The sequence below is a fragment of the Kumtagia sp. genome, from assembly GCF_059502445.1.
In genome coordinates this window covers 301,041-325,332 of sequence record NZ_JCACER010000083.1, presented here as the reverse complement: position 1 = coordinate 325,332, position 24,292 = coordinate 301,041, and the positions used below count along the sequence as shown (strand labels likewise).

The following is a 24,292-nucleotide window of genomic DNA, read 5'->3' as shown; positions in this document are numbered from 1 at the left end:
TGTGAGTGGAACCCGACATTTAATGAATATTCAGGCCAGGCCCGATACGGCCAAGACCGCGAGCCCGCTCTTTCCCGCCGCGGCGGAACAGCCGATTCGTTCGACTTTCTTGCAGGAAGACCGTCTGCACGCCTTGGGACAGAGCCTGGCGCGTAACGAGCCGGTTCCGCTGAGCGGCCTTGAAGCGTTCGATTTCCAGGCACGGCATCGCGACAACGCCGCCAGGATTCTCGAAACCTACCGCTCCACCAACTCCGCCCAGGCACGCGGCGAACCGATAACGCCGGCGGCCCAGTGGCTGCTCGACAATAATTACGTGGTCGAGGAGACCATTTTCCAGATCAAGCGCGACCTGCCGCCGCGCTTCTATCGCCAGTTGCCGAGCATGAAACTGCCGGGCGGCGGAGAAGTTCCGCGCGCCCTGGCGCTTGCCTGGGTCTATGTCGCCCATTCCGACAGCGCCGTATCCGCGCAGATGCTGAAGGCGCTGGTCGACGGCTATCAGAGCATCCAGCCGTTCAAGATCGGGGAATTGTGGGCGCTGCCGTCCCTGCTGCGCTTCGTGCTGGTGGAGAACTTGCGCCGCATCGCGGTCCGGGTGAAGCGGGCGCGCGAGATGCGCCAGATCGCCAACGAGGTCGCCGACAGGGTGCTGGCGACCGGTGAGGGCGAGGATCGCCGCGCCATCATGGCTGCCTATGCGACGCATGCGCGCGACACCACCTTCGCCACCCAGCTGCTCTACCGGCTGCGCGACGGCTCGCAGAATGCCGGCGAGGCGCTGGTATGGCTCGAGGACGAGCTGGAGAAGTTCGGCTCGGATGCCGAGCAGATCACGCTGGGCGAGCATCACGTGCTGTCCAGCGGCAACGTGACTGCCGGCAACATCATCCGCGGCCTGCGCCTGATCAACGACGTCGACTGGCCGGAGTGGTTCGAGGGCGTCAGCCGCATCGACGGGCTGCTGCGTGAGCGCGGCGACTATGCGGCACTCGATTTCGAATCGCGCAACCAGTATCGCGGCGAGATCGAGGAGCTTGCCCGCCGCTCCAATCTCTCGGAATACGAGGTGGCCGTGCGGGCGACCGAGATGGCCGGCAAGTCGGTGCGTCCGGGCGCCGCGATCGACGCCCTCGGCATGCCGGAAGCTACGGATGTCGGCTTCTTTCTCGTCGGCGAAGGCCGCCGGCAACTGGAGAGGGCGATCGGCTACAGACCGGGGTTCGGCCGCCGCCTGGTACGCTCCTTCCATGCCGCCGGCTGGCTGGGCATCGTGCTGCCGGTGTTCGCGCTGACGGTGATCCTGCTCGTCGCGACCGGGTCGGCGCTTGCCAGCCTCGGTCTCTCGCCGGTGTCCATCGCCCTGCTGCTGATCCTGTTCGCTGTGCCGGCGAGCGAAGGCGCGCTTTCCTTCTTCAACACCGTGGTGCTGCTGTTCCTCGAGCCGACCAGGCTGCCCGGTTACGAGTTCAAGGACGGCATCCCGCCCGAGGCGCGCACGCTGGTCGTGGTGCCGTCGCTGATCAGCTCGCGCGACGACGTCGAGGAAAGCGTGCGCACGCTCGAGGTGCACCATTTGGCCAACATGAAGGGTGCGCTGCATTACGCGCTGCTCTCGGACTGGCCCGACAGCGACACCGAGCAGAGCGCGTCCGACCTGGAGATCCTCGCCCATGCGCGCACCGAGATCGCCCGGCTCAACGAACGCTATCCCTCGGAAGGCGCGCCGAAATTCTACATCCTGCACCGCCGCCGGCTCTACAACGAGCAGGAAGGCCGCTGGATGGGCTGGGAGCGCAAGCGCGGCAAGCTGCACGAGCTGAACCTGCTGCTGCGCGGCGATGCCGACACGACCTTCATGCCGCCGGAGCAACCGCTGCCGGCCGGCGTCGTCTACGTCATGACGCTCGACGCCGACACCAAGATGACGCGCGACGTGGTCACGGAACTCGTCGGCAAGCTGTGCCATCCGCTGAACCGACCGGAAGTCGACCCGAAGACGGGCAAGATCACGCACGGCTATTCGATCCTGCAGCCGCGCGTCACCGCCTCGCTGACCACCGGCGACGAGGCGTCGTTCTTCCAGCGCGTGTTCTCCGCCAATCGTGGCCTAGATCCCTATGTCTTCGCCGTCTCGGACCTTTACCAGGACGTGTTCGGCGAAGGCACCTTCACCGGCAAGGGCCTCTACCACATCGACGCCTTCGAGGCGGCCCTCAAGGGGCGCATCCCCGAGAACACGGTCCTCAGCCACGACCTGCTCGAGGGCGCCTACAGCCGCTGCGCGCTCGTCACCGACGTCGAGGTGGTCGAGGATTATCCGACCCGCTACTCCGTCGACGCCTCGCGACAGCACCGCTGGGCACGCGGCGACTGGCAGCTCCTGCGCTACATCCTCGACCCCGCCTCGGGCGTGCCGGCGCTGTCGCGCTGGAAGATGGTCGACAATCTCCGCCGCTCGATCACCCCGATCTTCTGGGTGATCGCGGCGATCGCCGGCTGGACGCTGCTTCCCTTCACGCAGGCGGCGCAGTGGCAGGCGCTGCTCATCCTCAGCCTGTTCATGGCGCCGACCTTCGACGTGGTCGACGGGCTCCTGCCGAAGAGCAAGGACGTCACCGCGCGCGGCCACTTCAATGCACTGTTCCGCGACGCCGTCTTCGCGACGGCCATGGTGGCGCTCAAGGTAGTGCTGATGGCGCATACCGCCTGGATGATGGGCGACGCCATCGTCCGCACCCTCTACAGGTTGTTCGTGAGCCGCCAGCACCTGCTCGAATGGCGCACCGCCTCGCAGGCGCACAAGGCCGGCGGCAACACGCTGACGGCCTATTACGGCATGATGTACGGTGCCGTGGTGATCGCGGTGATCGGCCTGGTCATCCCGGTCGCCGCCGACTCGACCGGCGCCTTCGTCGCCTTCTTCTTCACCATCTTCTGGGCGGGATCGCCGGCCTTCGCCTGGCTGATCAGCCGCTCGGCCGAGACCGAGGACCGCCTGCGGGTCTCGCCGTCCGACCGCAAGGCGCTGCGCGTGGTGGCGCGCCGCACCTGGGCCTATTTCGAGACCTATGTGACGGCCGGGCAGAACCATCTGCCGCCCGACAATTTCCAGGAGACGCCGGTTCCGGTCGTCGCGGCGCGCACGTCTCCGACCAATATCGGCGTCTATCTGCTGTCGATCGTGTCTGCCCGCGACTTCGGCTGGATCAGCCTGTCGGAAGCCGTCACCCGCATCGACCGGACGATGGCCACGCTGGAGCGCATGGAGCGGTTCAGGGGTCATCTTTACAACTGGTACGAGACCGACACGCTGCGGCCGCTCAACCCGCCCTACATCTCGAGCGTCGACAGCGGCAACCTGGCCGGCCATCTCATCGCCGTCGCGGCCGCCTGCGCCGAATGGGCGGAGGCTCCGTCCGTGCACCTGCAGGGCGAGTTCGACGGCCTGCTCGACACGGTCACCATCCTCGAGGAGAGCCTCAACGAGCTGCCCGACGACCGGCGCCAGCTCAGGCCGCTGCGCCAGCGCCTGCGCGACCGCATCGAAGGCGTGCAGCGCGCCGTCGAGACGATCAAGGGCCAGCCGGAAATGGCCTCGATCCGCACCATCAACCTGACCGTGCTGGCCGGCGAGATCCGCAAGCTGGCGGCGGCCATGCACACCGAGGTCGGCTCGGTGAAGAGCGAGATTCTTTCGGACTGGGCGGAGAAGCTGCAGGCGACCTGCGAGGCGCATGTGCATGACGCGCACAGCGACGACCGCAGCGTCGAGGCGCTGCGGGTGAAGCTGCTGGAGCTGCGCGAGCGCACGCGCAAGTTCGCCTTCGAGATGAACTTCTCCTTCCTGCTCCGGCAGGACCGCAAGCTGCTGTCAATCGGCTACCGCGTCGAGCAGCACCAGCTCGACGAGAGCTGCTACGACCTGATCGCCTCGGAGGCGCGGCTCACCAGCCTGTTCGGCATCGCCAAGGGAGACCTGCCGACCGAACACTGGTTCCGCCTCGGACGGCCGATCGTCGAGATCGGCTTCAAGGGCGCGCTGCTGTCCTGGTCGGGCTCGATGTTCGAGTACCTGATGCCGCCGCTGGTCATGAAGGAACCGCAGGGCGGCATCCTCAACCAGACCAACAACCTGATCATCAGCCGGCAGATCCAGTACGGCCGGCAGAAGCGCGTGCCGTGGGGCATCTCGGAGGCGGCCTACAACGCCCGCGACCGCGAGATGACCTACCAGTACACCAATTTCGGTGTGCCGGGGCTCGGGCTGAAGCGCGGCCTTGCCCAGAACACGGTGATCGCGCCCTATGCGACGGTGCTCGCCGCACAGTTCATGCCGGCCGAGGCGGTGCGCAACCTCAGGCGGCTGAAGGGTGTCGGCGCGCTCGGCCGCTACGGCTATCACGACGCGGTCGACTATACTCCGCAGCGCGTGCCCGAGGGCACCGACCATGCGGTGGTCTACAATTATTATGCCCACCACCAGGGCATGACGATCGTCGCGGTGGAGAACGCCATCTTCGAAGGCCGCATGCGCGACCGCTTCCACAGCGATCCGGTGATCGAGGCGGCCGAGTTGCTGCTGCAGGAGAAGGCGCCGCGCCACATCCCGGTCGCCACGGTGCGCACCGAGGCCGACGACGAGGTGAGCGTCGAGCAGGACGAGGCGAGCGTCGACAGCCGCACCATTCTCAACCCCTCGCACGCGCTGCGCGCCACCAACCTGATGTCGAACGGCCGCTATTCGGTGATGGTGACGGCGACCGGTACCGGCTACAGCCGCTGGAACGACTTTGCCGTGAGCCGCTGGCGCGCCGATCCGTCGGAGGACCGCGACGGCTCCTTCATCTTCCTGCGCGACGTGGCGTCCGACGACTGGTGGTCGGCCACTGTCGAGCCGCGGCGGGCGGAGGGCGAACGCGCCTACGCCCACTTCACCGACGACAAGGCGACCTTCACCAAGATCGTCGGCACGCTGCGCTCGGAAGTCGAATGCATCGTGGTTTCCGAGGGCAATGGCGAGGGCCGGCGCGTCACGCTGCACAATGACGGCGACGTCGACCGCCATATCGAGGTGACGTCCTTCGTCGAATGCGCGCTGGCGCCGGAACTCGACGATGCCGCCCATCCCGCCTTCTCGAAGATGTTCGTGGAGACCGAGATCGGCGGCGCCCGCAAGGTGATCTTCGCCCGGCGCCGCAAGCGCTCCGGCGGCGATCCCGACATCGAGGCGGCGCATTTCGTCACCGACGCCTCCGGCATCGAGCGCGACACCGAGGCCGAGACCGACCGGCGCGCCTTCATCGGTCGCGGCCGCAGCATCGCCGATCCGGCCGCGCTCGATCCCGGCGCGACGCTCGGCGGCAATGCCGGCTTCGTGCTCGATCCGATCATGGCGCTCCGCCGGCGCGTGCGCGTGCCCGCCAACAAGAAGGTGCAGCTCACCTTCTGGACGGTGGTCGGCGCGAGCCGCTCCGAGATCGAGGCGGTGGTGGCGCTGCTCGACCATCACGACAGTTTCGCCCGCCAGGCCATGCTGTCCTGGACCCGCTCGCAGGTGCAGACCCGCCACATGGGGCTCAGCCTCGCCGATGCCGCCAACGTGCAGCGGCTGGCGCGCTATCTGATCTATCCCGACGCGCATCTGCGCGCCGCGCCCGAGGCGATCGCCGGGGGCCTCGGCAAGCAGTCGGCGCTGTGGCCGATGGCGATTTCCGGCGACTTCCCGATCTTCGCGATCCGGATCGGCGACGTCGCCGATCTCGAGATCGTCGCCCAGGCGCTGCGCTACCAGGAATACATGCGGGGAAGGGGGCTGGTCGCCGATCTGGTGATTCTCAACGAGCAGGCGGCCTCCTACGTGCAGGACCTGCAGCAGGCGATCGAATCGCTGTGCGAGAACAGCCGGCTGCGCGGCTCCGAGCTCGGCCCGCGCCAGCATATCTTCGCGGTGCGCCGCGACCTGATGGACGAGGAATCCTACCGCACGCTGCTGGCGGTGGCGCGCATCGTCCTGCACACCCGCAACGGCACCGTGTTCGACCAGGTCGAGCGCGCCGAGGCGGCGGCGATCCAGGCGCGCGAGGCTGCCCGCGAGGCGACGGAGGCGGCAGGAGTGCCGCATCCGCCGGTGCCCGCGCCTGCCGAGCATCGCGACGTCGCAGCCGACGGGACCGGTCTTGACCATTGGAACGGCTTCGGCGGCTTCGCCAATGGCGGCCGCGACTATGTGGTGCGGCTGACCGGCACCCGCACGACGCCGCAGCCCTGGATCAACGTGATCGCCAATTCCGCCTTCGGCTTCCATGTCTCGGCCGAGGGTGCTGCCTTCACCTGGAGCCGCAACAGCCGCGACTTCCAGCTCACGCCGTGGTCGAATGACCCGGTCTCCAACCGGCCGGGCGAGGCGATCTATGTCTTCGACCACGCCAGCCGAAAGGCGTTCGCGCCCTTCGCCGCCGTGGCGCGCGACCCGGCGGTGACCTACGAGGCCCGCCACGGCCAGGGCGTCAGCACCTTCACTGCGAAGCGGGGCACCGTGTCGCTCGAGCTGCAGCAGATCGTCGATCCGGCCGACCCGGTGAAGGTGGCGCGGCTCAGTATCCGCAACAGCGGGTCGCTGGCCGCGAAATTCACCGTCTATGCCTATGCGGAGTGGGTGCTCGGCAACAATCGTCCGCGCTCGGCGCCCAACGTCGTGCCGGCGCTCGACGCCGAGACCGGCGCATTGCTGGCGTCCAACCCCTACAGCCTCGACTTCGCCGATCGCGTCGCCTTCCTGGCGAGCGATACCGCGGCGCAGTCGGTGACCACCGACCGCGGCGAATTCCTCGGCCAGGACGGTACCGTCGAATGGCCCCGGGCTGTCACGGCGGGCGCCGCACTTTCCGGCAAGGTCGAGGCCGGCCTCGATCCCTGCGCGGCGATGGCACGCGAGGTCGAGATTCCGGCCGGCGGGGAGGTCTCGCTGCTGTGGCTGATGGGCGATGCGGGATCCGCCGAGGAGGCTGGAGCCCTGGTCGCGCGCCACCGTGCAAGGGACTTCGACGAGCGGCTGGCCGACAACGAGCGGACCTGGCGCGGCTTCCTCGACACCTTGCAGGTGGAGACGCCCGACAAGGCGCTCGACGCCATGGTCAACCACTGGCTGCCCTACCAGAGCATCGCCTGCCGTATCCGCGCGCGCTCGGCTTTCTACCAGGCAAGCGGCGCCTACGGTTTCCGCGATCAATTGCAGGACACGCTGGCCTTCCTGCTGCACGATCCGAAGCTGGCCGAGGCGCAGATACTCAACGCCGCCAGCCGCCAGTTCATGGAAGGCGACGTCCAGCACTGGTGGCTGCCGCGCACCGGCGCGGGCGTGCGCAGCATGATCTCCGACGACGTGGTGTGGCTGGGCTACGCGACCGCGCACTTCGTCGAGGTCACCGGCGACGTTTCGATCCTTGAGAAGAAGGTGCCGTTCGTCTCCGGGCCGGTGCTGAAGCCGGGCGAGCACGATGCCTTCTTCACGCCGGAGCCGACACGCGAGACCGCGACCATCTACGAGCACTGCGCCCGCGCCCTCGACCTGGCGGTCGCCCGCACGGCCGAGAGCGGCCTGCCCCTTATCCTCGGCGGCGACTGGAACGACGGCATGAACCGGGTCGGCGAGCACGGCAAGGGCGAGAGCGTCTGGCTGGGCTGGTTCCTGCTGAAGACGCTGGACGACTTCACGCCGACCGCCCGCAGGCGCGGCGACACGGCGCGCGCCGACAAATGGAAGGCTCACGCCAAGGCGCTCAAGGCGGCGCTGGAGGAGAAGGCCTGGGACGGCGCCTGGTACCGCCGCGGCAGCTATGACGACGGCTCGCCGCTCGGCTCGCGCCAATCCGACGAGTGCCAGATCGATTCGATCGCGCAGTCCTGGAGCGTGCTGGCGGGCGGCGATGCCGAGCGGTCGCGGACGGCGATGGATTCGGCCCACGAGCGGCTGGTCGATTCGGAACTCGGCATCATCAAGCTGTTCACGCCGCCCTTCTCGGCGACCGACAAGGAGCCCGGCTACATAAAAAGCTATCCGCCGGGCGTGCGCGAGAATGGCGGCCAGTATACCCACGCGGCGACCTGGTTTGTCATCGCCCTGGCGAAAATGGGGCGCGCCGACGATGCCTGGCGCTGCTTCGACATGATCAACCCGGTCACCCACGCGGCCGACGAGGAGGCTGCCCGGCGTTATCGCGTGGAGCCCTATGTGGTCGCCGCGGACGTCTATTCCAGCGCCGACAAGGGCGGGCGCGGCGGCTGGACTTGGTACACCGGTTCGGCGGGCTGGCTCTATCGCGCCGCCGTCGAGGCCGTTCTCGGCATTCGCCGCCACGGCGACGAGATAGTCGTCGACCCAGCGATTCCAAGTACTTGGGACGGGTTTTCCGCCTCGCTGAATCTGGCCGGCAGATCGTACCGCATCCGCGTTTCGAGGAAGGGTGGCGACGGATCGCTCGCTGTGGAAGTCGATGGAAATACTCTCGACGGAAATACATTCCGCCTTGCCCAGGGCGAAAGCTCCGGTCGTGGCGGCAAGGTCGTACGGCTGCGGGGGACCGGAAGCTGAGTTCACGAATTGGAGCCGGGTCGCCATGATTTCGCCGCAACGCCGCCTTTTTTGTTGAAAACTCAAACCGTTATCGGATCACGGGAGATTTCGGTTTGTTACGATCTTTTGTTCGAAAAGTTGGAACCGGGCGGGTAGGGGGGCATTGAAGTGCGATGCCGCAGCCGATACTTGTGGTCGGATTGCTGCGCTGCACAATAATTGGCGTGAGGGATTGGCGTGACTTTACTTGAGGTCTACTGGCGAGCGCTGAGATACCTCGGCGCCGAAAAGCACAAGGTGGTGCTGATCTGCGCGGCGAACGTCGCGCTCGGCATGGTCACCATCGCCGAACCCGTCCTGTTCGGACAGATCATCGACGCCATCGCCGAGAAGGAGGATCTGGTCGATCCGCTGGCGTTGTGGGCAGGGCTGGGGGCCTTCAACATCGTCGCCTTCGTGCTGGTGGCGCGCGGCGCCGACCGCCTGGCGCATGCGCGGCGCGTCAGCGTGCTGTGCGAATCCTTCGAGCGCGTGATCTCGATGCCGCTGTCGTGGCACCAGAAGCGGGGCACCTCCAATGCCCTGCACACGCTGCTGCGCGCCGTCGAGACGCTGTTCACGCTGTGGCTGGAATTCATGCGCACGCATCTGGCGACGGCCGTCGCCCTGCTGCTGCTCATCCCGACGGCGCTGTCGCTCGACCTGCGCATGTCGATGGTGCTGTTCGCGCTCGGCGTGCTCTACGTGCTGATCGGGCGCATGGTCATGCGCAAGACCAAGGCCGGCCAGGCCCAGGTCGAAGGCCATTATCACGAGGTTTTCTCGCATGTCACCGACACCGTCAGCAACGTGACGGTGCTGCAGAGCTACAACCGCGTCGCCCAGGAGACAGAGGCGCTGCGCGGCTACACGCGCCGCCTGCTGGATGCGCAGTTCCCGGTGCTCGACTGGTGGGCCCTGGCCAGTGCCCTGCACCGGCTGGCCTCGACCATCTCGATGATGATCGTGCTGATCATCGGCGCCATGCTGGTATCCAGCGGCCAGCTGCGTATCGGCGACATCGTCGCCTTCACCGGCTTCGCCACCCTGCTGATCAGCCGGCTCGACCAGCTTTCGGCCTTCGTCAACCAGATCTTCGAGGCGCGCGCCAAGCTGGAGGCCTTTTACCAGCTCGAGGACGCCTCCGCCGAGGCGGTCGAGCCCGAGGGTCTCGACGAGCTCAAGAACGTCGGCGGAACGATCCGCTTCGAGGACGTCAGCTTCTCCTTCGCCGACACCGGCGAGGGGCTGGAGGATGTGTCCTTCGAGGTGAAGGCCGGTCAGACGGTAGCGATCGTCGGGCCGACCGGCGCCGGCAAGACGACGCTGATCAACCTGCTGCAGCGGGTGCACACCCCAAGGCACGGCCGCATCCTGATCGACGGCGTCGACACCCGCACCGTGACCAAGCAGTCGCTGCGCCAGTCGATCGCCGCGGTGTTCCAGGATGCCGGCCTGTTCGACCGCTCGATCGAGGAGAACATCCGCATCGGACGCGAGGGCGCTGCCAACACCGAGGTGCATGCCGCCGCCGAAGCCGCTGCCGCGCAGGAGTTCATCCTGGCCAAGAGCGAAGGTTACGACACGCGTGTCGGCGAGCGCGGCGGCCAGCTCTCGGGCGGCGAGCGGCAGCGCGTGGCGATCGCCCGCGCCATCCTGAAGAACGCGCCGATCCTGGTGCTCGACGAGGCGACCAGCGCGCTCGACGTCGAGACCGAGGCGCGCGTCAAGGACGCGATCGACGGACTGCGCCGAGGCCGCACCACCTTCATCATCGCCCACCGCCTGACCACGGTGCGCGATGCCGACCTCGTCATCTTCATGGATAAGGGCCGCATCATCGAGATGGGCGGCTTCGCCGAGTTGTCGGCCACCAATGGACGCTTCGCCGCGCTGCTGCGCGCCGGCGGCCTGCTGGCGGACGACGATGTGCGACGCCTGAGCCACGTCCCGGTGCGCGAACGGGCGGCCTGACACAAGTCCTCCTTTTCCGAAGGGGCGGTTCCGGGCTTCTCCCGGGGTGCAGGCAGAAGGACTTGCCGCTCCTTCTACCTGCTGGAACGGCCGCTGGCATGAGACACGGCCGGCAGGCCGCGGGCGGAGGAGAGACGCGTGCTTCCGCTTCGTTCGGCCGCGTTGCAGCAGGCACGGCGCGGCGCTATGTAAGGCCCATGAGCGAGACCAGCACCCGCGACCAGACGGCCCGCCCCGGGCGATGGGCGGAGCTTGCCAATCCGACGCGCTTCCTGGCGCTGGCCGACCGGTTGATTCCCTGGCTGGCGGCCGCGGCCACGGTCGTCCTGGCCGCCGGGCTCTATCTATCCTTCACGGCGCCCGAGGATTACCAGCAGGGCATCACGGTGCGAATCATGTACATCCACGTGCCGTTCGCCTGGCTGTCGATGCTCTGCTATTCTCTGATGGCGCTGTCGGCGCTGGGCACGCTGGTGTGGCGCCATCCGCTCGCCGACGTCGCGCTGAAGGCGGCGGCACCCATCGGCGCCCTGTTCACGGCCCTGGCGCTGGTCACCGGCTCGATCTGGGGCAAGCCGATGTGGGGCACCTGGTGGGTGTGGGATGCCCGCCTGACCTCGGTCTTCGTGCTGTTCCTGATGTATCTCGGCATCATCTCGCTGACGCGGGCGCTCGACGAACCGTCGCGCTCTGCCCGCGCCGCGGCCATCATCACGCTGGTCGGCTTCGTCAACATCCCGATCATAAAATTCTCGGTCGACTGGTGGAACACGCTGCATCAGCCGGCCTCGGTCATTCGCTTGGACGGACCGACCATTCATCCGAGCCTTTTGTGGCCGCTGCTGGTGATGGCGGCGGGCTTCACCATCCTGTTCGTCACGCTGCATCTGATGGCGATGCGCAACGAGATACAGCGCCGCCGCGTCGCTGCCATGCGGCAGGTCGCGGCACGGCGAGCCGAGCGGACGGCGCTTAGAACGCCTTGAAGGTCAGCGTCGTCAGCGAGCGCACGATGCCCGGCACGTTGGCGACGTTCTCGTTGATGAACTTTCCGATGTCGACGCCGTCGTCGATATAGACCTTCATCAAAAGATCGTACTCGCCGCTGGTCGAATAGAGCTCCGACGCCACTTCGCGTTCATAGAGCGCGTCGGCTACCTCGTAGGTCTTGCCCGGGGCACATTGCAACTGGACGAAAACGGCTCGCATGGGACCTCCGGTTGTCTGAGCGGCCCCTTCTTACATCGCCCGCCTTGGGCCGGCCAGTGCCGCCGTGATGTCCGGCCGCCGACGCACCGGACGTCCTGTCAGCCGGTCGGCGCATCCGGGCGCAGCAGGCCTTCGGCCTTCAGGTCCTCCCACAACGCCGGCGGAATCCTCGCGTCGAGCAGGGCACGGTTGCTCTCGACCTCAGCCACCCGCTGGCCGCCGGGGATGACCGAGACGACGGAAGGGTGCGCCAGCGGGAACTTCAGCGCCGCCTCGATCAGGCGGACGCCGTGGCGCTTGCAGACGGCTTCGATTCTCGCCACGCGGCCGAGAACTTCCTGCGACGCTTCCGAGTAGTTGTAATAGGCGCCCGGCTTCGCGCCCGTGGCGAGGATGCCGGAATTATAGGGGCCGCCGAGCACGATGCCGATGCCGCGCTCCTGGCAGAGCGGCAGGAAGCTCTCCAGTGCCTCCTGCTCCAGCAGCGTGTAGCGGCCGGCGAGCAGGAAGAGGTCGAAGTCGCCGCGTTCGGCCAGCGCCTGCGCCGCCTGCCATTCGTTGATGCCGGCGCCGATCGCCTTGATCACGCCCTGGTCGCGCAGCGACACCAGCGCGCCGTAGCCGGAGCGCATCAGCTCGTCGATGCGGGCGTCGGCGGCGGCGCGGCTGCCGTGGGTGAAGACGTCCACGTCGTGGGCGAAGAGGATGTCGATGCGGTCGACACCGAGGCGCTCCAGCGAGAACTCGACCGAGCGCATGACGCCGTCATGGCTGTAGTCGTAGACCTCGCGCCGCGACGGCGTGTCGAAGAATTTTCCTATGCCGGTGCGCCGGTCCGGCGGGCAGACCTCGAGCAGGCGGCCGATCTTGGTCGACAGCACGTAGTCGTCGCGGTGCTTGCCGCGCAGGAAGCGGTTGAGGCGGGTCTCCGACAGGCCGAGGCCGTAGAGCGGTGCCGTGTCGTAATAACGCACGCCGGTCTCCCAGGCCTTTTCCAGGATGGCATGGGCGTCGTCGTCGGCAACGGCGCGGTAGAGATTGCCGAGCGGCGCCGTGCCGAAGCCGAGCTCGGTGAAATCCAGGCCGCCATTGCCGATGCGGTCGAAGTGCCGAACGTCCATTCCGTTTCCTCCCGATGGGAACCGGGACATCAGCCCGGTCCGTAGTGCATGACGATGCGACTCTACTTCACAGCACCCGCCGTCATGCCCTTGATAAGATAGCGTTCCAGCAGAACGCCGATGATCGCCAGCGGCGCGATCGCGGCGGTCGACAGCGCCGCCATCGACCACCAGTTGATGCCTTGCGAGCCGGTCTGGCTAGCGACCATCACCGGGATGGTGTTGGCGTTGGTCGAGGTGAGCAGGGCGGCGAAGAAATATTCGTTCCAGCACAGCACCATCGACAGGATGAAGGCCGCCACCATGCCGGGCAAGGCGATGGGGAGCACGATCTGAAAGAACGCGCCCCAGACCGACAGGCCGTCGACGAGGGCCGCCTCCTCCAGTTCGACCGGGATCGAGTTGAACTGGTCGCGCATGATCCAGATCACGATCGGCAGCACCATCAGCGTGTAGAGCAGGATCAAGCCGATGCGCGTGTCGAGCAGGCCGAGCCCCTTGTAGAGCACGAGGAAGGGCAGGGCGAGCACGACCGGCGGCAGGATCAGCTGCGACAGGAAGAAGAAGGAAATGTCCTCGTTCTTCATCCAGCCGAACTTGTAGCGGAAGCGGGTGAGCCCATAGGCGGCGAGGCTGCCGATGACGATCGCCAGCGCCGAGGCGCCGACCGAGGTGATCACCGAATTGAAGAAGCGCTTGAGAAACTCGTCGCGCACGGTGGAGGTGCCGCCGATGGTGTCGGGCGACAGGCCGAGCGAGCGCCAGCCGCGCCAGTCGGGCGTGAAGTCGACCCATGGGATCAGATGGCCCTGGGTGACGTTGGGCGCCGTCTTGAACGAGGTGGTGATGGTCCAGTAGATCGGGAACAGGCAGATGAAGGCCCAGAAGATCAGCGCCCCGTAGATGAAGACGCGGCTGGTGAGGAAGGCCGCCGGCGAGCGGACTTCCGAAGGGGCGTGTTCGATGGCTTCGGCGGTCATGCGGCCACCTCGAATCTGGTGTGCAGAGCACCCCCACCCCTAACCCCTCCCCACAAGGGGGAGGGGGATACTGCGACCGTTGCGCCAACAGTGATGATGATAGCGCCGCGTTGTTCCCCTCCCCCTTGTGGGGAGGGGTTAGGGGTGGGGGTACGGTTCATCTCCATCGCCATCACGTCACATTCCGCACGAAGCGGTTCGCGAGCTTCAGCAGCAGCGTCACGAACACGATGATGATGATGAGGTAGACCATGGCGAGCATGGTGCCATAGCCGACATTGGAGCGGTCGCGGTACTCGCGGAAGATGAAGCTGGTGACGGTGTCGGTCGCCCCGCCCGGACCGCCGGAGGTGACGGTGATGACGATGTCGGCGAGCTTCAGCTTGAAGATGATGCGCAGGATGAGCGCGGTCACCGACACCGGCAGCATCAGCGGGAAGGTGACGCCCCAGAAAGTTTGCCAGGCGGAGGCGCCGTCGACCTTGGCGGCTTCCAGCACGTCGCGCGGCGTGGCCTGCAGGCCGGCGAGCAGCATGATCATCAGGAAGGGGATGAAGGTCCAGGCGTCGAGCAGCATGATCGAGAATTTCGCCGTCCACGGGCTGGCGAAGAAGGCGGGATTGTCCCAGCCGAGTTTGCGCGCCAGCGTAGCGGCCGGGCCGAAGCGGTATTCCATCAGCGACTTGCCGATCATCCACGAAACCGCCACCGGCGACAGCATCAGTGGCAGCAGGAAGACCACGCGGAAGAATTTTCGCGCGCGGATCTGGGCGTTGAGCAGCAGCGCCAGGCCGAAGGCGATGACGTATTCGACGAGCACGGCCAGCACGTAGAAGACCATGTTGAGCAGCGCGTTACTGTAGAACGGGTCGCGCAGCATCTGCCAGAAATTGGCGAGGCCGTTGAATTTCGGCGTGCCGCTGAGATTCCAGTCGAGCGTGGCGATGTAGAAGCCGAACAGGGTGGGGAACACCACCATGGCGATGGTGAAGAGCAGCGCCGGCAGCAGGAACAGCGCGCGATACCCTTCCTCGCCGCGCGTCAGCACCTGGCCGACGCCGAGCGCCACGCCCCACAGGATGTAGGCATAGAGCAGCGGCCGCCAGGTCGAAAAGCCGAAGCCGATGGCGCCGGCGGCGTAGAGGATCTGGATGAGCGCGACGATGGCAAGGCCCGCCGTGGCGAGCGCCATGAGCGCGCCGCCGAGTTTCTTGCGACCCGGCGCGATGGTATCGAGCGAGGCGCTGAGCGACGTGTTCTCAGCGATTGCCGTGGCTTGTTCGGACACGCGGGGTTCCACAAGATGGGTGACAGGAAGCCTATCCCGGCTTGCCGGTCAAAAAAAGCCCGGCGGCAACGCCGCCGGGATGATGTCCAAGCGTTTCGCCGGGCTACATGCCGAGCGAGGCCTTGTAGAGCTTGATCTGGCTCTCGCGACCGATCTGATCGGTGATCTTCTCCCACGCGGCGGCGATGGCGTCGGCCGTCTCCTGAGCGGAGGCATACTGGCCGTTGACGCCCTTCACCAACTCGTCCTCGGCGATCGAGTAGTACTGGAAGATGCCGGGGATGCGCGGTTCGATAGCGGCATTCGGGTGATTGTAGCTGTCGAGGTTCGAGCCCAGATAATCCTCGACGAAGGCGCGGTCGTAGCCCGCCGCTTCCCACTCCTCATACTGGAAGTGCGAGTTGCGGTAGGGCTGGAAGCCCGACGGGTAGGCCGAGGTCCACAGCGACAGGTCCTTGCCGCCAAGGTGCGCCGCGGCCGACCAGGCGGCCTTGCGCTTCTTCTCGTCCGACGAGACGCGGCTCGTCACATAGACGCCCCAGCCGAGATAGGCCATGTTCGGAGCGAAATTCTCCTTCTCCTCCCAGGCGCTGGTCTTGGCGTTGTAGACGCGCTTGGCGCCGGGATTGATCGAGAAGCCGACCACGTCGCCGACCACGGAGGTGTCCGAGGTGCGGGCATTGGAGCCGACGTCGCCCCACCAGCAGAGCGCAGCACCGGTGCCGCCGAGGAACTGCGAGAATGCGGTGGCGTTCGGGTCGGCATTGAGCTGATCCGGCGGATAGGCATTGGCCTTGACCAGATCGAGCACGTCCTGGATCGCCTGAACCCAGGCCGGATTGTTGATGCGCGGCTTCATGGTGTCGGGGTCGAACAGCCACGCCGCGTCGTCCGGATGCTTGGCGTAGGCGCTGGCGCGATCCCCGAGGAAATAGAAGCCGAAGCCGCCCCACTGGTATTTCAGCGGGTCGAGGAAGCCGAAGGCCGGCGTTCCGGTGATCGGGTCGTTCTTGCCGGCAAGGGCGGCGGCGAGCGCCGGGAAATCCTCCCAGTGCGTCGGCACATCGGCCATGCCGCTGATCGAGCCGTCGCCGAAATAGTCCTTGCGGTAGGCGAAGGTGTGGCAGTCGCCGTCGATGGTGATGCGGTAGGTCTTGCCGTCCCAGGTACCGACGGGCGCCTTCAGATAGTTGACGAGGTCGTCGGCCTCGATCTGGGTCGCTACCCAGCCGGGCATCTCGTCGAGCAGGCCGCGGCCGGCCGTGTCGCCCTCGAAGGGCGCGCCCATCTCGATGATGTCGAAGTCGACCGTGCCGGTGGCGATCGACTGCTGCAGGCGGGCATTGTAGTCGGCCTGGGCGAGGTCGATCCAGTTGATCTTGGCGCCGGTATAGGCCTCCCACGGCTTCAGGAAGCCGCGGAACAGGAAGTTGTGGAGGTTCTGGTTGTTGAGCCCCATGAAGGTGAGCTCGACGCCGGCGAACTCGCCTTCCTTGACGTTGGCCTTGGTGGCGCCGAGGCAGAGCTCGCCGACCTTCTGCCAGTCGGCGTCGGTGGGCGAGCCCTTGCCGACGCCCGGAATCTTCAGGATCTCGGCGCGCACATTGTCCTGCGCGGACGCCCCCCCGGCCAGCGCGCCGATGCCCGCCGACGAGGCGGCGGCGACCGCCGCCATGCTCGCGGCGCCCTTCAGCACGTCGCGGCGGGTCGCCCCCATGCGGACGAGATGGTTATAGAGACTTACCTTCATGTCGTTCTCCTCCCGGACATGTTTGGAATTTTTGCTACGGCCAGTGGACTGTCGCGGGTGCGCCTGTCGTTCCCCTTATCTCGCGCTGACGAGCGAGCTTTTCCCTCGGCCGTTCATTGGTGCATGACTATTTCATGCGCGCAAGGGGCGCGCAACTGGTCTGGCGGGCATTGTCATTGGCAGATTGCTGATGGACGCCTGGCCATTTCGGCGGTAATATCAAGAGGTATCACCAAGCGCTAACGGCAATTCCAATGGCGACATCGATCAAGATCGACGACGACCTCAAGGCTCGCGTTCAACAGTTGGCCGGGCAAAGGCAGAGGTCGCCGCACTGGGTCATGCGCGAGGCCATCCGGCAATATGTGGAGCGCGAGGAAGCCCGGGAAAGTTTCAAGAAGGAAGCCCTCTCCTCTTGGAAGGAATATCAGGAGACGGGTCGCCATCTCACCGGAGAAGAGGTGCGCGGTTGGCTCCGGACCTGGGGCGGTGACGACGAGCAGGCAGTGCCCGATTGCCACGAGTGACCGTCACCGAGGCGGCGGTCCTCGGGCTGGAGCGGTGCCGCCGCTTTCTGACCGGCAAGAATCCGCATGCTGCCAAACGCGCCGCCCAGGCGATCGAGCGGCAGTTTCTGCTGCTGGAAATGACGCCGGACATGGGCCGTCCATTCGCCGATGCCCCTGAACTGCGCGAAATTCTGATCAGCTTCGGCGATTCCGGATATGTGGCCTTGTACCGCCATGAACCGTCCGACGATGCCGTGTACGTGCTGGCGTTTAGGCATCAGAAGGAAGCGGGGTACTGATCCAGGGCGGAAAGGCGGCGCGTTCCTCCTCGGGGGCTTTGCGCGAGCAGGATGGCCAAAACCTCCGCTGTGGACTCCCGCCCGCCGGCCCGTTAGCTTCGCCGCAAAATGGCCGAGCGGCCGATGGGGGGAAGATGGCTCAGGTGGCGATCCGAGACGTGTCGAAGGACTTCGGGGCCGTCAAGGTGCTGCACGGGGTCAGCGTCGACATCCCCGACGGCGCCTTCGTCGTGCTGGTCGGGCCGTCCGGCTGCGGCAAGTCGACCCTGCTGCGCATGGTGGCCGGGCTGGAGAGCGTCAGCGGCGGCACCATCGCGATCGGCGAGCGTACCGTCAACAACCTGCCGCCGGCCAAGCGCGACATTGCCATGGTCTTCCAGAACTACGCGCTCTATCCGCACAAGACGGTGGCGCAGAACATGGCGTTCGCGCTGAAGCTCAGGAAGACCGAGCCGAAAATCATCGCGGAACGGGTGAGGAAAGCCGCCGAAATCCTTGACCTGACTCCCTATCTCGGCCGCTACCCCCGCCAGCTCTCCGGCGGCCAGCGCCAGCGTGTGGCCATGGGCCGGGCGATCGTGCGCGACCCGCAGGTGTTTCTCTTCGACGAGCCGCTCAGCAATCTCGACGCAAAGCTGCGCGTGCAGATGCGCACCGAGATCAAGGAACTGCACCAGCGGCTGAGGACGACTACCATCTATGTCACCCACGACCAGGTCGAGGCCATGACCATGGCCGACAAGATCGTCGTCATGCAGGCCGGCCGCATCGAGCAGATCGGCGCGCCGCTCGACCTGTTCGACCGTCCCGCCAATGTATTCGTGGCGGGCTTCATCGGCTCGCCGGCGATGAACCTGCTCAAGGGCCGGGCCGTGGCCGGCGGCGTCGACGTCGGCGGTACGGTCATGCCGGTTCCGGCCGCCGCAAGGATCGAGGAGGGCCGGGAGGTTCTCTACGGCGTACGGCCGGAGCATTTCGACCTGGCCGAGGATGGATTTCCCGCGCAGATCAAGGTGGTGGAGCCGACCGGCTCGGAGACCATGGTGTTCCTGCGCTTCGGCGAGCGCGAGATCGTGACGCTGTTTCGCGAGCGGCACAATTTCAAGCCGGGTGACACGCTCGCCTTGCGCCCGCGCGCCGAACTCGTGCATCTGTTCGACCCGCAGAGCGGAAAGCGTCTCTGACCGGGACAGCCCTTCATGCGGACGTCGCCGCGACCTATTCGGGAGAAGATTCGATGCTCAAGGGAATAAACCCGCTGCTCAACGCCGACGTGCTCCAGGCGCTGCGGGCGATGGGCCATGGCGACGACCTGATCATCGCCGACAGCAATTTCCCGTCCGATTCGGTAGCGCGACAGACGCGGCTTGGCAGGCTGCTGAGGATCGACGCGCCGGCGCCCGCGGTGGTCGAGGCCGTGCTGTCGCTTTATCCGCTCGATACCTTCGTCGACGACGCGGCAGCGCGCATGGAGGTGGTCGGCAGCCCGGACGAGGTGCCGCTGGTGCAGCGCGAGGTGCAGGCCGCGATCGACGCGGCCGAGGGCAAGCCCTGGCCGATGATCGCCGTCGAGCGTTATGCCTTCTACGAACGTTCCAAGCAGGCCTATTGCGTCATCCAGACGGGGGAACGGCGCTTCTACGGCTGCTTCGCCTTCCGCAAGGGCGTGATCCCGCCGGACGCGGCCTGACGCCATGGCGAAGCCGATCGTCATCCTCGGCGTGTTCGTCGCCGACACCGCCTATAGGGCGCAGCGCCAGCCGCGCATCGGCGAAACCCTTCTAGGAAACGGCTTCAAGCTCGGCCCGGGCGGAAAAGGCTCGAACCAGGCGGTGGCCGCCGGACGCCTCGGCGCGGATGTGAGCTTCGTCACCAGGCTCGGTCGCGATCCCTTCGCCGAGATGGCGCTGGCGACCTGGAAGGAAGCGGGGGTGAAGCCCGCGGTGATCGAGACGCCGGAGAGCTATACCGGCGCCGCCTACATCTTCATCGAGGAGGGAACGGGCAACAACGCCATCATCGTCTCGCCGGGTGCTGCCATGCTGATCTCGCCCGCCGACATCGACCGGCATGCCGGGTTGATCCGCTCGGCCGGCGTCTTCGTCACCCAGCTCGAGCAGCCGGTCGACGCGGCGATCCGGGCGCTGGAGATCGCCCGCGGGGCAGGCGTCACGACGATCCTCAATCCAGCGCCGGCGGCGAGCCTGCCGGAGCGCATCTTCGCGCTCTGCGACTACGTCACCCCCAACGAGACCGAGACGGAGGAAATGACCGGCATCAAGGTCGAGTCGGTCGAGGACGCCCGCCGGGCCGCCGAGGCTTTCCTCACAAAGGGTGCCGGAGCGGCGCTGATCACCTTGGGCGAGCGCGGCGCGCTGCTGCATGACGGCCGGCGCTCCGAGCTGGTGTCGGCGGTGACTGCCGGTCCGGTCGTGGAAACCACGGGGGCAGGGGATGCCTTCAACGGCGGCTTCGCCGTCGGCCTGTCGCGCGGGCTCGACCCGCTGGAGGCGGTGCGCTTCGCCTGCGCAGTGGCCGGCATCTCGGTGACGCGGCCCGGCACGGCGCCGTCCATGCCGTCGCTTGCCGAGGTCGAGGCGTTGCTGGCGCGCTTCTAGGCGCGCCGTCCGGCCGCGCGGCCCGCAGCCGCGATCCGGCGGTCGAAGAACGGCCGCAGGAAGGGCATGGCGACCGAGCCGAACATGCCGAGCATCTTCATCTGCACACCGGGATAGATGGCGAAGCGGCCTCGGTCGAGGCCGGCGAGCGCTGCCCGGGCCACGGCCTCGGCGCTCCACAGGCCGCCTGCGCCGATCGCCGCCTGCGCCTCGGCAGGGCGCAGCGGCCGCTCGGCGGCAAGCTGCGGCGTCTCGGTATCCGGCGGAAAGCAGATCGAGACGGTGATGCCGAGCGGCCTGGCCTCCGCCCTCAGCGCCTCGGCGAAGCCGGCGACCGCGTATTTCGACGCGCAATAGGCGGTGTAGCCGAAAATGCCGATCAGCCCGGCGCCGGAGCCGAGCATCAGGATTTTTCCCTGCCGCCGCGCCTTCATGCCCGGATAGACGGCGCGCACGGCGTTGACCGTGCCGAAGAAATTGGTGCGGATCTGGTTTTCGAAGGCCTCAGGCGCCTGTTCATCGAAGCGACCCGGCAAAACGATGCCGGCCGAGCTAACGAGCGTCGCGCAGGGGCCGAGCACGGCCTCGCATTCCGCGATTGCGCGTACGATTTCGCGGGCTTCCCCGGCGTCGGCGGCTTCGGCATGGAAGCGGCCCTTGCCGAATCGCGTCTCGAGATCGCGCAGCCGCTCGTCCAGGCGGGATTGCGAGCGGCCGATCAGCGACACGCTGTCGCCGCGCGTCGCGCTCGCCTCGGCGAGAGCCGCGCCGATGCCGCTCGATCCCCCGGTGATGATCACATGCGCCATGCTGCCCTCGACCGTTCGTTCTTACCATCCTGCCGTGAGGTCAACAAACCGAACGCGCTTGCGCACGGATATTGGATCACGTCACCTTGATTTGCCGTGAAAAAATTGCGAACACCCATGCGCCGACGGCAATACCAGAGGGGGTTGAGCCGTTCTGATAGGCATCAGACCTCGCTGTCCTGCGGGGGTCCTCGACGGGGAACGGCTTGAGTTTGGGACTGTTCGAGCACCCTCTCGCGCTTTTGACCGCAGCCCTTGCCGCGGTTGTCATCGTGGCTGCGATAGCGGATCGCTTTGCCTTGCCGGCCAAGGTATGGCGCGGCAGCCGCCCGGTCCGCACGCCGGCGTCCACGGCAGTCGACTTCGCCGCGTGGATCGCCGTCGTGCTGCTGGTATACGCGCTGTTCTTCGCCATCTCCTGGCGACCGCTCTACGCACTCGCCGGGAGCCTCAGCACCTTCATAATCTTCACGCTGATTTCACGCGCCAAGTTCCAGTTCATCCGCGAGCCGCTGGTCTTCTCCGACGTGGCGCTCGCCTTCCTGGTCCTGCGGCACAAGGAAATGTTCTATGCGACATGGCTCAACGTCGCGTTCTGGGTGGTGGCGCTGGGCTATGTGTTCGGCGCATCGGCGCTGTTCATGATCTTCGAGGAGCCGATCCTGCCGGGCGTCGCGCAGGAACTGGCGATCGCGGCCATGCTCGTGGCTGCGGCGGCGCCGGGGCTGCTGCTGTTCCTGTCCGGCATCCGCCAGCCGCTCGCCGGACTTTCCGCAGCGCTCATCGGCAAGGACGACATCAAGACGCTGACCGTTCGGCTGGGCACATCGGCGGCGCTGCTCTACGGGTTCCTGGCGTGGCTCGGCCGCCGCGAAGCTCCGCGGCTGCGTCCGGCGGCTTCGAGCTTGTCCGGCGTTGCGGCGCCCGTTGATGCCGCCGGCGAAGGCGACATGCCGCTGCTGGTCGTGTGGCAGTCCGAATCGTTCATGGACATGCGCCATTTCGGCGTGAAGCTTGCCCTGCCCAATCTCGATCGCCTGCGTCGGCGCGCCGTGGAATGGGGCCGCATGTCGAGCGTTTTCGAAGGTGGCTACACGCTGCGCACCGAATTCTCGGTCATTTCCGGGCTGCCGCCTGAGGCGCTGGGCCCCGACGCGTCCTATCCATATCTGCGCGCCGCCGCCTATTCCGAGATCGCGTGGCCCAACCGCCTCCGCAAGGCCGGGTGGAACACGCATTTCCTGCACCCCTACGACCGCCGCTTCTTCTCGCGCGACCGCGCCCTGCCGCTGCTCGGCTTCGAGGCGATGACCATGCTCGACGGCTTCGAGCACGACCCGCGACACCAGGGTCCCTACGTCTCGGACATGACCCTGTCGGAACGGCTGCTCGATCTTTGCCGGGGCGACGGCTCGAAGGGACAGTTCCTGTTCGCCGCCTCGGTCGAGAACCACGGGCCGTGGCGCCCCAGCCCGCGTGGCGGCGGCGAGCCGCTCGACATCTATCTCGCCATCCTGCAGCGCTCCGATGCCGCGCTGGGCTTCCTTGCCGACGAACTCGACCGGCTCGACCGCCCCGTCTGGCTCGCCTTCTACGGCGACCATGCGCCGATCCTCAAATCCTTCGCCGATCCGTTTCCCGATCCGAGGACGGACTACGTGATCGTGCCGATGGCCCGTGCCGCCGAGGGCGCCGCCCCGCAGCTGTCTCCGGTGGAGAAGGCGCCGTGGGAGCTGATCGCCGATATGGTAAGGCATGCCGGCCTGCGCGGCCCGCTGGCCGATGCCGGGGGCGCCCGATGAGCCCCGGCGATTTGCTCGGCCCGCCGCTGCGCGGCCGCACCTTCCTGTTCCTGCAGGGGCCGTCGTCGCCGCTGTTCGCGCGCATCGCCGCGCATCTGGATAAGCTCGGCCACCGCTGCCTGCGCGTCAATCTCTGCGCCGGCGATTGGGTCTTCTGGCGCCGCCAGGGCGGCATCAATTACCGGGGCAGGCTTGCCGACTGGCCTGCCTTCATCGCGAAGCTGATGGATACCGAAGGGGTCGGCGGCATCGTGCTGCTCGGCGAGGAGCGGCCGCACCACCTCGCCGCGGCGGAGGCGGCCAAGGCGCGCGGCATTCCTGTCTATGCCGTCGAGATGGGCTATCTCAGGCCGGACTGGATCCGCATCGAACGCGACGGCAGCGGCTATCATTCGCATTTCCCGACCGATCCCGCCGTGATCCTGAAGGCGGCCGCGGGGCTGCCCGAGCCAGACTTGAAGGTGCAGCACTACACGCAGTCCTTCCTGGCGGACGCCGTTTACGACCTGCTCTTCAACCTGCCCAACGTCTTTCTGCGGTTCCTGTATCCGCATTACCGCTGGCACGCGATCTTCCATCCGCTCGCCGAATACGCCGGCTGGGTCGCCCGGCTGCTACAGGCGCGGGGCCGCGCCCGCCGGCGCATGATGACGCTGCAGCGTATCCACGATGCCCGCGATCCCTATTTCGTCTTTCCGCTGCAACTGGAGACGGACTACCAGATCCGTGCCTATTCGAACTTCGGGAGCCAGCGGGACGCCATCGCCCTCGTCATCGAGTCGTTCGCGGCCAACGCGGCACCGGATGCGCGCCTGCTGTTCAAGGTGCACCCGCTCGACAACGGCCTGATTCCCTGGGAGAAGGAGATCGCGGCCCATGCAAGGCGCAAGGGCATCGCCGACCGCGTTCACTTCGTCGACGGCGGCAATCTCTCGCGCATGATCATGCTTTCGGCGGGCGTGGTCACCATCAACTCGACGGCCGGCATCGTCGGCCTGCAGCGCGGCAAGCCGGTCAAGGCGCTCGGCGTCGCCATCTTCGACATACCGGGACTGACCGACCCCGGGCCGCTCGATCGCTTCTGGCGGGAGGGCGCCGCGCCCGATCCCGAACTGGTCGACGCGTTCCTACGCCTGATCGCGGCGACGCTGCACGTTCGCGGCAACTTCTACTCGTGGGCGGGCGTGGAGGCCGGCGCCGAGGCGATCGCCCGACGCCTGCACGAGGGCAGGGTCAACGAGCCGGGCGGCTTCGTGCCGGTACCGCCACGCATGCGGCCGGTGGACGCCGCGCCGTGAACGCGCCGCCCTGGCCTTGGG

16 protein-coding genes are annotated in these 24,292 nt (G+C 66.9%); 10 read left to right on the top strand and 6 right to left on the bottom strand.

The window, feature by feature from the left end; genetic code table 11:
- Positions 1-22: 22 nt before the first annotated feature.
- From AC5JDC_RS23395 to AC5JDC_RS23385, 3 genes are all read left to right on the top strand, one after another.
- Positions 23-8,593, top strand: a complete 8,571-nt coding sequence (locus AC5JDC_RS23395; RefSeq protein ID WP_495845032.1) for a GH36-type glycosyl hydrolase domain-containing protein — start codon at positions 23-25, stop codon at positions 8,591-8,593.
- A 219-nt stretch (positions 8,594-8,812) separates the two neighbouring features.
- Positions 8,813-10,588, top strand: coding sequence for a glucan ABC transporter ATP-binding protein/ permease (locus AC5JDC_RS23390; protein ID WP_106772157.1), 1,776 nt, complete (start codon positions 8,813-8,815; stop codon positions 10,586-10,588).
- A 197-nt stretch (positions 10,589-10,785) separates the two neighbouring features.
- Positions 10,786-11,574, top strand: coding sequence for a heme ABC transporter permease (locus AC5JDC_RS23385; RefSeq protein ID WP_495845030.1), 789 nt, complete (start codon positions 10,786-10,788; stop codon positions 11,572-11,574).
- Here the strand turns inward: AC5JDC_RS23385 and AC5JDC_RS23380 are convergent.
- From AC5JDC_RS23380 to AC5JDC_RS23360, 5 genes are all read right to left on the bottom strand, one after another.
- Entirely contained in the window at positions 11,561-11,797 is a 237-nt protein-coding gene (locus AC5JDC_RS23380; RefSeq protein ID WP_106772159.1) for an Lrp/AsnC ligand binding domain-containing protein, read from the bottom strand. The two genes, AC5JDC_RS23385 and AC5JDC_RS23380, sit on opposite strands and share 14 nt — an antisense overlap.
- Positions 11,798-11,895: 98 nt before the next feature.
- Entirely contained in the window at positions 11,896-12,918 is a 1,023-nt protein-coding gene (locus tag AC5JDC_RS23375; protein WP_495845027.1) for an aldo/keto reductase, read from the bottom strand.
- Positions 12,919-12,980: 62 nt separating this feature from the next.
- The gene (locus AC5JDC_RS23370; protein ID WP_495845025.1) at positions 12,981-13,898 is read right to left on the bottom strand and encodes a carbohydrate ABC transporter permease; all 918 of its coding nucleotides are present in this window, start codon (positions 13,896-13,898) and stop codon (positions 12,981-12,983) included.
- Positions 13,899-14,070: 172 nt separating this feature from the next.
- Positions 14,071-15,090, bottom strand: coding sequence for a carbohydrate ABC transporter permease (locus AC5JDC_RS23365; protein WP_495845069.1), 1,020 nt, complete (start codon positions 15,088-15,090; stop codon positions 14,071-14,073).
- A 199-nt stretch (positions 15,091-15,289) separates the two neighbouring features.
- On the bottom strand, positions 15,290-16,936 hold the full coding sequence (locus tag AC5JDC_RS23360; RefSeq protein WP_495845022.1) for an extracellular solute-binding protein: 1,647 nt from the start codon (positions 16,934-16,936) through the stop codon (positions 15,290-15,292).
- 254 nt (positions 16,937-17,190) lie between these two features.
- On the opposite strand from AC5JDC_RS23360, the gene AC5JDC_RS23355 reads away from it, so the two are divergent.
- From AC5JDC_RS23355 to rbsK, 5 genes are all read left to right on the top strand, one after another.
- Positions 17,191-17,463: a CopG family ribbon-helix-helix protein gene (locus AC5JDC_RS23355; RefSeq protein WP_495845020.1), complete on the top strand. Its 273-nt coding sequence runs from the start codon at positions 17,191-17,193 to the stop codon at positions 17,461-17,463.
- Complete coding sequence (locus AC5JDC_RS23350; protein WP_495845018.1) at positions 17,460-17,744, top strand: type II toxin-antitoxin system RelE/ParE family toxin; 285 nt, start codon at positions 17,460-17,462, stop codon at positions 17,742-17,744. The genes AC5JDC_RS23355 and AC5JDC_RS23350 overlap by 4 nt, the downstream gene beginning before the upstream one ends.
- A 134-nt stretch (positions 17,745-17,878) precedes the next feature.
- Positions 17,879-18,928: an ABC transporter ATP-binding protein gene (locus AC5JDC_RS23345; RefSeq protein ID WP_495845016.1), complete on the top strand. Its 1,050-nt coding sequence runs from the start codon at positions 17,879-17,881 to the stop codon at positions 18,926-18,928.
- 53 nt (positions 18,929-18,981) lie between these two features.
- Entirely contained in the window at positions 18,982-19,434 is a 453-nt protein-coding gene (locus AC5JDC_RS23340; RefSeq protein WP_495845013.1) for an RbsD/FucU family protein, read from the top strand.
- A gap of 4 nt (positions 19,435-19,438) precedes the next feature.
- Positions 19,439-20,362, top strand: coding sequence for a ribokinase (gene rbsK, locus AC5JDC_RS23335; protein WP_495845011.1), 924 nt, complete (start codon positions 19,439-19,441; stop codon positions 20,360-20,362).
- Here rbsK and AC5JDC_RS23330 read toward each other — a convergent pair.
- Positions 20,359-21,171: an SDR family oxidoreductase gene (locus tag AC5JDC_RS23330; RefSeq protein ID WP_495845010.1), complete on the bottom strand. Its 813-nt coding sequence runs from the start codon at positions 21,169-21,171 to the stop codon at positions 20,359-20,361. The genes rbsK and AC5JDC_RS23330 overlap by 4 nt on opposite strands.
- Positions 21,172-21,350: 179 nt before the next feature.
- Here AC5JDC_RS23330 and AC5JDC_RS23325 point away from each other — a divergent pair, with 179 nt between their 5' ends.
- Positions 21,351-22,973, top strand: a complete 1,623-nt coding sequence (locus AC5JDC_RS23325) for an LTA synthase family protein (RefSeq protein WP_495845067.1) — start codon at positions 21,351-21,353, stop codon at positions 22,971-22,973.
- Entirely contained in the window at positions 22,970-24,271 is a 1,302-nt protein-coding gene (locus tag AC5JDC_RS23320) for a capsule polysaccharide biogenesis protein (RefSeq protein WP_495845008.1), read from the top strand. Before AC5JDC_RS23325 ends, AC5JDC_RS23320 begins: the two co-directional genes overlap by 4 nt.
- Positions 24,272-24,292: the final 21 nt, after the last annotated feature.